Below are 7,985 nucleotides of genomic sequence, written 5' to 3'. Positions count from 1 at the left end.
GACCTTGACGACCGACCTCGCATGGCCCCAAAAGAAATTAGGCCGGCCGGGTTGACATGGTGTCATCATACGAGCATACGGAATAAGCGGAGCGTGATGGTTAAAGAGTTAACCCTCTTTATGCGACCCATGAAAACAATGCCCACGCTTGCTTAACGCAATGGACCGACCACCCGGTTTCCGCGTTTCCCTGATCGAATAAAACGTTTCAATCCGGAAAAAATGTCAAACAGAGTTGTTCCAAAAAGGCATCGGGCGAGTAACCACGTACGTCTCTTTGGAACACATACGCATCGTTCTTTAGGGCCGTCAGCAGCATGTCAGCCCGGAACACACAGTTCGAACCGGTCTGATCCGTTAATCCCATTTCGCGGAAGAGATTGACCAGGACATCATGGAGTTCCACGTAGAGCGGGCTCTGCATGACAGACCGCGGTCCATTTGCCGATGCGCCTTCCTCAACCCCGGCCAGCAGCTGCAGTTTCCTCTCGCGAAAGCTAATAAACGACCGGAGAACCTCTTTCAGTCGGTCACGCGGCGGCGTTGTCCGATGTTGTTCCAAGTAAGCGTCGATGTCGTCGAACAGCGAAACAAGGCTGTCTTTAATCAAGTCCAAACATAACTCACTTTTGTTTCGGTAACGGCGATAGAGCGTTCCCGGACCAATTTGCGCGGCTGTGGCAATCTGATTCATGCTCACTTGGTCCACGCCATGTTGCTCAAACAGTTGGAGGGCCGTGTTCAGTATGCGCTGACGATTCTCGGCCGCATCACGACGCTCGGCCGCATCACGACGCTCGGCCGCATCACGACGCTCGGAACGCGGGTAGGATTCACTCATATCGTGGGTTCGCCTCCTCAATGTCATTCCCTGAGCTTTACAACCGGAGAGATCTCCGATTAAATATGGGGAGAAGTCTCCGCTTAATATACCTCCTCACAAAGGAGAGTGCAACAGCTTGGACGGGGTGCGGCTGTCGGCCCCGCAAACGGCTGGCCCGGATGGAAGGAGGAACCCGCAATATTTCGGACTTTAGATGGCAACCGCCCTGATTCACGTCAATCGTCTGTGCGAACGGGAGGCGAAAACCCGTTCGCATGGCGGTTTGCCGTACCGATGTATATTGGATCGGCGTTGAACCCGATTAACAGTTCCCTAATCGCCACCGCTCTGTTGTCGGTCGCCATTGCGATGCACGTCCCGGTTGGACGTACCGCCGTTCTCGTCACCGCCCTATATTTGGCGTGTGCTATTGCCCAACCCACGGGTGGCAAGCTGGCCGAAGTGTTTGGGCCGCGCCGGGTTTTCCTGTCCGGAATCCTCATCGTTCTCGCCGGTGGGATTGTCGGCGGGATAGCTCAGAACTTGGCGACCCTCATTGTTGCCCGCGTGCTGATTGGGATCGGTACCTCGGCCGGATACCCATCGGCAATGCTGCTGATTCGACGGCGAGCCGAATGGGCGGGGATGGCTGAGCCACCCGGCGGGGTGCTAGGTGGATTGCAGATCGCGGCCACGGTGACCGCTGCCCTGGGACTGCCGCTGGGCGGCGTCCTGATTGGTGCTTGGGGGTGGCGTGCCGTCTTTTTCGCGAATGTACCCGTCACTTTAGCGGCCTTTTTGATGGCCGCGTTCTGGATCCCCGAGGACCCGCCTGTGGAGACAAAAAGTGTGAGAGACATTGCGTCTCGCATCGACGTCATTGGGATTCTCGGATTTGGTGCAACGGTGACAACACTCTTGGTATTCCTGTTTTCGGTACCCGTTATCAATTGGGTTGCTCTAGGATCCTCGGTGATACTTGCTATGGGCCTCGTTGTCTGGGAACTACGGGCGCAGCAGCCCTTTTTCGACGTCCGCCTGCTCGCCTCGAATTTAGCGCTAAGTGGGACCTATATTCGGATGGCACTCCTATCGCTGTGCGTCTACACCGTGCTCTATGGGATAAGTCAGTGGCTGGAAGCGGCTCGGGGCGTGTCCGCGCAAGAAGCGGGGTTGCTGTTGTTGCCCATGAGTGCTCTCTCGGCGATTGTGGTTCGTCCTATCGCCCGTCGCAACTTGCTGCGCGGTCCGCTCATTGCGGCCGCCGTCTCATCGCTCGTGGCGTCGGTCGGTGTGGTTCTCTTGACAACCCGCACGCCCATCCTCTGGATGGTGGTCATTACCCTTATTTTTGGGGTCACGTTAGGGACGATGGCCATCGGAAACCAGACCGCTTTGTATACTCAGGTCGAAGCGAGCCAAATCGGGACCGCGTCGGGACTGCTGCGGACCTTTACGTATCTCGGCTCGATCGGGTCGTCGTCGATTATCGCCATTTTCTTTCACCAGCATGTGACCGATCGGGGACTGCACCACACTGCCCTGATTATGGTCGCGGTCAGTGTCTTGGCCCTATTCATCACCCTCATCGATCGGCAGATTCGTACTCAGGCCCGAGCGGTGATGGGCAGCAAATCCTAACGTGATAGAAATGAGGAGATCCCATGACGTATCAAAGGCTTTCCATCGATCCCAAACACACGGCGCTTTTAGTGATGGACTATCAGTTGTCCATTCTCGGTTCGCTCAGCGAGGCAGAGGGCCTTCTGTCGCGGATGGGTAAGGCCATCGCTGTCGTTCGCCAATATGGCGTGCAGGTTGCTTATGTCCGCGTGGCCTTTGACGATGCCGATTATGATGCGGTGCCCGAGACCAGTCGCATGGCCCCCGCAATTAAGGCGGCCGGGCGAGCGCTTCACAGCGAGTCGCCCGCAACAGCGGTCCACCATCGCGTGGCCCCCGATGCCGGCGATATCGTGGTCCGAAAAACCCGTATGGGGGCATTCTCCACAACCGATCTGGACGCACGGCTGCGCGAACGCCAGATTCATACGCTCATCCTGGCAGGCGTGACGACCAGTGGCGTGGTTCTTTCTACGGTGCGCGATGCGCACGACCGCGACTACCAGGTCTATATCCTTGAGGACGCCATGACCGATCGCGATCCGCACGTCCACGATTTCTTGGTCAAAAAGATTTTTCCGCAACAAGCACACGTCATCACGATTGATGAGTTAGGCGGGCTGTTGTCGTCCGAAGACGAGGGGAGCTCTACATGATTTGGTCATTGTGCGCAAGCTAGAAGCTTACGGCTGTTTTGGGAGGTCGTCGTGGGTGCTGCCACGTCGCGCCATTGCCACTTGCCCACGACGTGAGCTTCTGCCCAAGCAGTATTCTCTGTTGCCAGAGACTAATGGACGCGATGCTCAGGCCGCCGCTGACGGGGCTTTCGGCCCATCACCGTTCGAGGCATTTCGGGCTCCGGTCCACCGACATAGGCAAAATTCAAAGCCTCGGCCAATCGCGGGCGCGGGCAACTGGATCGCTGGGTGCCAGTTGGGCGATGCTGGTCTTTTCCATAGCTCGCAGCGCCAGGTCAAATTCCGTAGGCCAGGCTTCAAACAGGTTCACCACATTCTGAGCAGAACCTTCGGCATCCAGTTCGTCAGTCAAGTATTGAGTCAGCGCTCAAGATTAGACGAGCATTTATGTTGTTAGGAGGGGAGGCCGCCCTCTGGGCGATGCCTCCCCGATGTCGGTACGTGTGATCGACGCCATATTGAGAGCCAGCATCACAGCTGGACGGTTTGTGTATCGACTTCGGCTAAGGTGCGCCCCACCCGTGGTATCCTCAAACTTCGGCGTTACCCGTATGGCGGGCGCGATAGCGGTGAACCTTGCTCGCATTGCCGCAGGTCCTCATGTTGCACCACCGGCGGCTGCGGTTTTTGGTCTCGTCCAGGAATAGCCACGTGCAATGGTCACTGGCGCACTCCCGAATGCGCGACAACGTAGAGGGTGCGGTGAGTAAATCGGCCGCCGAACGGACGATTGGGGCTTCCATCGTATCGAGGCTCATGTCCTGCTTCCAGCCCCAAGCATACCCGTCAGGTGTCCTCACGATTCGCGCGTGATGAAAGGATTGACCGATAGCCTTGTTTAGGTCCAACAGAAGAGTGTCGTCCACGGTGTTTCCCCGCGCGATGTCGGAGAAGATCCGATAAATCGCTTCACGTAAGGTTTTGACCTCGGCCAGGACATCGTTGGCCCGAGACACATCGTTCAAGGCTTTCGTCTGGAGATGGTTGAACGCCGTGTCGCCGATTAATCCGGCCTCGCGCGACCAGTGCAGCAGATCCGTGTAGCTGGTTAGCTGATCGGTGGCGTTGGCCTGGTTTCGCGCGCCACCAACGGTGTTCGCGAAGTCCAGGCAGAGCGAGCCGCCAATAAACTCAAATGGTGTGTTGTCCATGAAGGCCTCTCCTTGAATTGTAACCGTTAAAATAGAGTTGACAGGTTACATGGTGTTCCCATAAAATTCAACCGTCTAAACTCATTTTAGACGGTTACAAACCATCGTCAAGGGGGACCACCGCATGAAGACCCGGTTTCATATCCGTTTGTCCCAATCCGTGCTGGATGATTTGAAGCTCCGCCTCGAAATGGCCCGGTGGCCGGATACGGTCGACATTTCAGACTGGAATTATGGCACCAATCTGGCGTACTTAAAGGACCTGGTGTCCTATTGGCTTCATGATTTCGATTGGAGACAACAGGAGCAGCGCCTCAATCAGTTCCATCACTATCAGGCCCTGATCGGCGGCCTCAAGATCCACTTTATCCACGAGCCCGGGAAAGGGCCGCACCCCCTGCCGATTGTTCTCACGCATGGCTGGCCCAGTTCGTTTTATGAGATGAGCAAAATTATCCCCTTGTTGGTCGATCCTGCGGGACACGGCGGCGATGCGGCGGATGCGTTGACGTGGTAGTTCCCTCGCTGCCGGGCTATGGATTTTCCGAGCGGCCCCAACACCCGGGAATGACGCTGCGGCGGATTGCGGCTCTCTGGACGGAACTGATGGTAGATACCCTGGGCTATCGACGTTTCGCGGCGCACGGTGGCGATATTGGGGCGGGCGTGACGTCCAGCCTGGGGCGTTTCCATCCGGACCGACTCGTAGGCATTCACATCATGGCGGTTGCCAACCCTCAACGGGAGCCCGGATCGCCCCCGTTGACGGCGGCGGAAGAAGCCTATGTCGCCCACCTCGAACGTTGGGACCACGAAGAAGGCGCCTATGACCATCAACAATCCACGCGACCCCAGACCCTGGCGTACGGGCTGAATGATTCCCCGGTCGGTCTGGCGGGTTGGATCGTGGAAAAAATGCGGGCCTGGAGCGACTGTTCCGGAAATCTTTCCTGGCGTTTTAGTCCCGACGAGATATTGACCAATCTGATGATTTACTGGGGAACAGAGACGATTAACTCCTCGATGAGGCTGTACTACGACCACAAGCATTTTGGTGCAATCGATCCGGCCAATCATCGAATTACCGTTCCGACCGGGGTCACCCTGAGCGTGGAACCTGTCAACAAAGCCCCCAGGGAATGGGCAGAACGCACGTATGTCAACATCCAGCGATGGACGGAACTGCCGAAAGGAGGTCATTTCGCAGCGTTTGAAGAGCCTGAGTTGTTGGTCGAAGAAATTCGAGCCTTCTTTCGCCCCTTGCGGTAGCAGGGGAAGGGCAACAAAGTCGACGTATACGCGCGGACCCGCGATTCCCAAGCGCTCGCAGCTATCGATCGAGCGGCCGTGCTCATTAAGCTGTAGTCGGCATCGCCGGGACGGGGACACAGAGATGGATGGATCCCAGTTAGGAATCGGGAGCTGTCTAAACGGGTGCGACCAGAACGGCCGACCGCAAGTCGACTCTTGCACCCGCCGCGTGGCGAAACTATTTGCATCGCTGATAGCCTGCTCTCGGGGGCGAATGCCAGTAAGAAATGCGTACGGCGCGGTCTTGTCGGGGCGAGCGGGCAGACTATAATAATCGTAGATAGGGAAGGAGGCCGGGACGGTGCTTGCTCCAGTGGTTCAGCGGCACTTGCCGGATGTTTCGCGGATCTGTCAGCAGGAACGCATCGAGTCATTGGCGGTGTTCGGTTCGGCAACCCGCAACGACTTTGGGGAGGAGAGCGACATCGACCTGGTTGTTCAATTCGCTCCGGGGCAGCGCGTGGGCTTTGTTCGGCTATTGGCCATTCAAGATCAATTGTCGGAAGTATTCGAAGGCCGCTCCGTCGACATGCACACCCTCCGGGAGATCCACCCGGTGATCCGAGGCCAAGTCCAACAGCAGATGGTGCCGATTTTCCCACCGGAGGCCCAAGCCTAATGGCCGAAAAGAACCCGGCCGTGTACCTGGTCGATATGGTGGGCGCATGCGAGAAGATCATCCGGTACTGCGAACAGCGGACCGTCACCGAGTTCGTCGACGACACGCTGTTATTTGATGCGGTCCTGCGGAACCTCACCGTCTTGGGGGAAGCCGCCGGGCGCCTCGATCGACCATGGACCGCTCGTTATCCCGATGTTCCCTGGGCAGCCATCACGGGCATTCGCCATCGCGTGGTTCACGACTATGGCCATGTGGATCCCCAGATTGTCTGGGACACGGTGCAAGAGGATGTCCCAGCGATCCTCCGTAAGCTCAAGAAAATCCTCTCTGACATGGGTTCGGACGCGCTCTAACGCGCCGGATCCAGTTGCCTCAATGGAGCCATGGGCCGGGGACTAGGCCCAACCTTGCGCGTGGCAATAATATGGTGTGCGAATGAGCTGCTCTCGGGGGCGTATGTACGGGAAGGATGGCCGGTCACCTGAGTCTCAATCCGGAAGAGAGATTCAAATCCAAGGGACGATTAATCGTGGGGTGCGAGCTCAAGAAACGCCGCGTCCGACTCGGCGATAAAGTGCTGCACCGACGGGAACCGAGAGCGCAGTCCGCGATTGCGCGGGTGGTCGCATTGCCGATGCGCACCCAAATGACCTTCGGCGGGGCACCGCGCAACATGCTCCGTTGGTAGAAATCGATGTCTTTTGTCACGATAGCGCAGTTCTGTCGCACCGCATAACGCCAGATCTCCTCATCCGGCCGGCCGGTGAGCCCCACATCGCGCACGTGGAGGCTATGCGGGTACACATCGGCCAACTGCTCGACCAGGCGAAACGAGAGATTCTCATCGAACAACAGGGTCATAGCGAAGTAAAGAGGCGGCGCTCACGGTCGGCCGCAAAAGCTAGAGCCGCGCGAACGTCCTCGTCGTGCAGGTCCGGAAAGTCAGCCACAATGTCAGACGGCGACATACCTCCCGCGAGGTAATCGAGAATATCGGCGACGGTAATGCGCGTTCCCCGAATGATGGGTTTGCCGCTCCGGATCGCCGGGTCCAGCACAATCCGGTCATGGTAGTCGGTCACACAATCGCCTCCTTCACTTGATTATACTGCCGACAAAATAACCGGCTCAAGGGAATCCTTTCGACAGCAGCTTACGGTCGAACCCATGAGAGTAGCCAACAATACTTAACGGAGCTGATGGCGCACATTCGGGGGCGTATGTGCACCTGGCCAAGGACAGCGGCCCTGGTGCCACATAGGTTATCGCAAGGCTAAGTATAGTAAGTTCACGGCGTGCGCCACGTGCTGGTCCTTGGCAATGTCGACGCCGACCACCAAGGCGGTCGGAGTGATGCGTTCGATGCGTCGATTCTGGTTTGGATTTGCGTAGACTGCATGATAACGCCCCTGATGAGTTCTACGGGCTCTAGACCCTCGACACACTCATCTTACGGGAGGCGCTTTTGCGTAGACAAACCCCGAGAATTACGCTCCACAGGAATGTTCTCGGGGGCGAACCGGCACCAGGCGCGTGTAAAGTGATCTTGGGGGGTCACATAAGGTTACAGGGAATGGGTATTTATCTGAGGTGCTCCGAGGAAGCCGACGCGCCAAAAAGTTAGACTTCAATGTGAAAAAGCGCTATATGGAGACACGACCGGACGAGTTTTACACACTGGAGGGTTTTTCATAACTGGACAAATCACGGCTGTGGATAAGTGCTCCCCCTTGATGATGCCCTTTCCAACGTTCTGA

At 57.2% G+C, this 7,985-nt stretch carries 11 protein-coding genes; 6 read left to right on the top strand and 5 right to left on the bottom strand.

The genetic code is table 11. The features are described from left to right. Window positions 1–208 precede the first annotated feature (208 nt). Window positions 209–841: a TetR/AcrR family transcriptional regulator gene (locus tag HIJ39_RS20305; RefSeq protein ID WP_169102867.1), complete on the bottom strand. Its 633-nt coding sequence runs from the start codon at window positions 839–841 to the stop codon at window positions 209–211. A 276-nt stretch (window positions 842–1,117) separates the two neighbouring features. Here HIJ39_RS20305 and HIJ39_RS20300 point away from each other — a divergent pair, with 276 nt between their 5' ends. Then, a complete protein-coding gene (locus HIJ39_RS20300; protein ID WP_169102866.1) occupies window positions 1,118–2,464 on the top strand; it encodes an MFS transporter in 1,347 nt (448 codons plus the stop codon). 23 nt (window positions 2,465–2,487) lie between these two features. Then, entirely contained in the window at window positions 2,488–3,102 is a 615-nt protein-coding gene (locus HIJ39_RS20295; protein ID WP_169102865.1) for a cysteine hydrolase family protein, read from the top strand. Between the two features lie 226 nt (window positions 3,103–3,328). Here the strand turns inward: HIJ39_RS20295 and HIJ39_RS20290 are convergent, their stop codons facing one another. Both HIJ39_RS20290 and HIJ39_RS20285 read right to left on the bottom strand, forming a co-directional pair. Then, a complete protein-coding gene (locus HIJ39_RS20290; protein ID WP_169102864.1) occupies window positions 3,329–3,496 on the bottom strand; it encodes a hypothetical protein in 168 nt (55 codons plus the stop codon). A 178-nt stretch (window positions 3,497–3,674) separates the two neighbouring features. Further along, window positions 3,675–4,295: a CGNR zinc finger domain-containing protein gene (locus tag HIJ39_RS20285; protein WP_169102863.1), complete on the bottom strand. Its 621-nt coding sequence runs from the start codon at window positions 4,293–4,295 to the stop codon at window positions 3,675–3,677. A 124-nt stretch (window positions 4,296–4,419) separates the two neighbouring features. Between HIJ39_RS20285 and HIJ39_RS24985 the strand changes: the two genes are divergently transcribed. The 4 genes from HIJ39_RS24985 (at window position 4,420) to HIJ39_RS20270 (ending at window position 6,581) form a co-directional block, all read left to right on the top strand. Continuing rightward, window positions 4,420–4,812: an epoxide hydrolase N-terminal domain-containing protein gene (locus HIJ39_RS24985; protein WP_338055256.1), complete on the top strand. Its 393-nt coding sequence runs from the start codon at window positions 4,420–4,422 to the stop codon at window positions 4,810–4,812. Continuing rightward, window positions 4,806–5,564, top strand: coding sequence for an alpha/beta fold hydrolase (locus HIJ39_RS20280; RefSeq protein WP_338055255.1), 759 nt, complete (start codon window positions 4,806–4,808; stop codon window positions 5,562–5,564). The genes HIJ39_RS24985 and HIJ39_RS20280 overlap by 7 nt, the downstream gene beginning before the upstream one ends. Window positions 5,565–5,907: 343 nt before the next feature. Then, the gene (locus tag HIJ39_RS20275; protein WP_169102862.1) at window positions 5,908–6,225 is read left to right on the top strand and encodes a nucleotidyltransferase domain-containing protein; all 318 of its coding nucleotides are present in this window, start codon (window positions 5,908–5,910) and stop codon (window positions 6,223–6,225) included. Continuing rightward, window positions 6,225–6,581, top strand: coding sequence for a HepT-like ribonuclease domain-containing protein (locus HIJ39_RS20270; protein WP_169102861.1), 357 nt, complete (start codon window positions 6,225–6,227; stop codon window positions 6,579–6,581). Before HIJ39_RS20275 ends, HIJ39_RS20270 begins: the two co-directional genes overlap by 1 nt. Window positions 6,582–6,705: 124 nt before the next feature. On the opposite strand, the gene HIJ39_RS20265 is transcribed toward HIJ39_RS20270, so the two are convergent. Both HIJ39_RS20265 and HIJ39_RS20260 read right to left on the bottom strand, forming a co-directional pair. Further along, on the bottom strand, window positions 6,706–7,080 hold the full coding sequence (locus tag HIJ39_RS20265) for a DUF5615 family PIN-like protein (RefSeq protein ID WP_207711814.1): 375 nt from the start codon (window positions 7,078–7,080) through the stop codon (window positions 6,706–6,708). Window positions 7,081–7,085: 5 nt separating this feature from the next. Continuing rightward, a complete protein-coding gene (locus tag HIJ39_RS20260) occupies window positions 7,086–7,310 on the bottom strand; it encodes a DUF433 domain-containing protein (protein ID WP_169102859.1) in 225 nt (74 codons plus the stop codon). Between the last annotated feature and the right edge of the window lie 675 nt (window positions 7,311–7,985).

The organism is Sulfobacillus harzensis, from assembly GCF_012933365.1.
GTDB lineage: Bacteria > Bacillota > Sulfobacillia > Sulfobacillales > Sulfobacillaceae > Sulfobacillus_B > Sulfobacillus_B harzensis.
The sequence above is the reverse complement of the archived record's forward strand: the minus strand, read 5'-3'. Positions and strand labels throughout refer to the sequence as shown.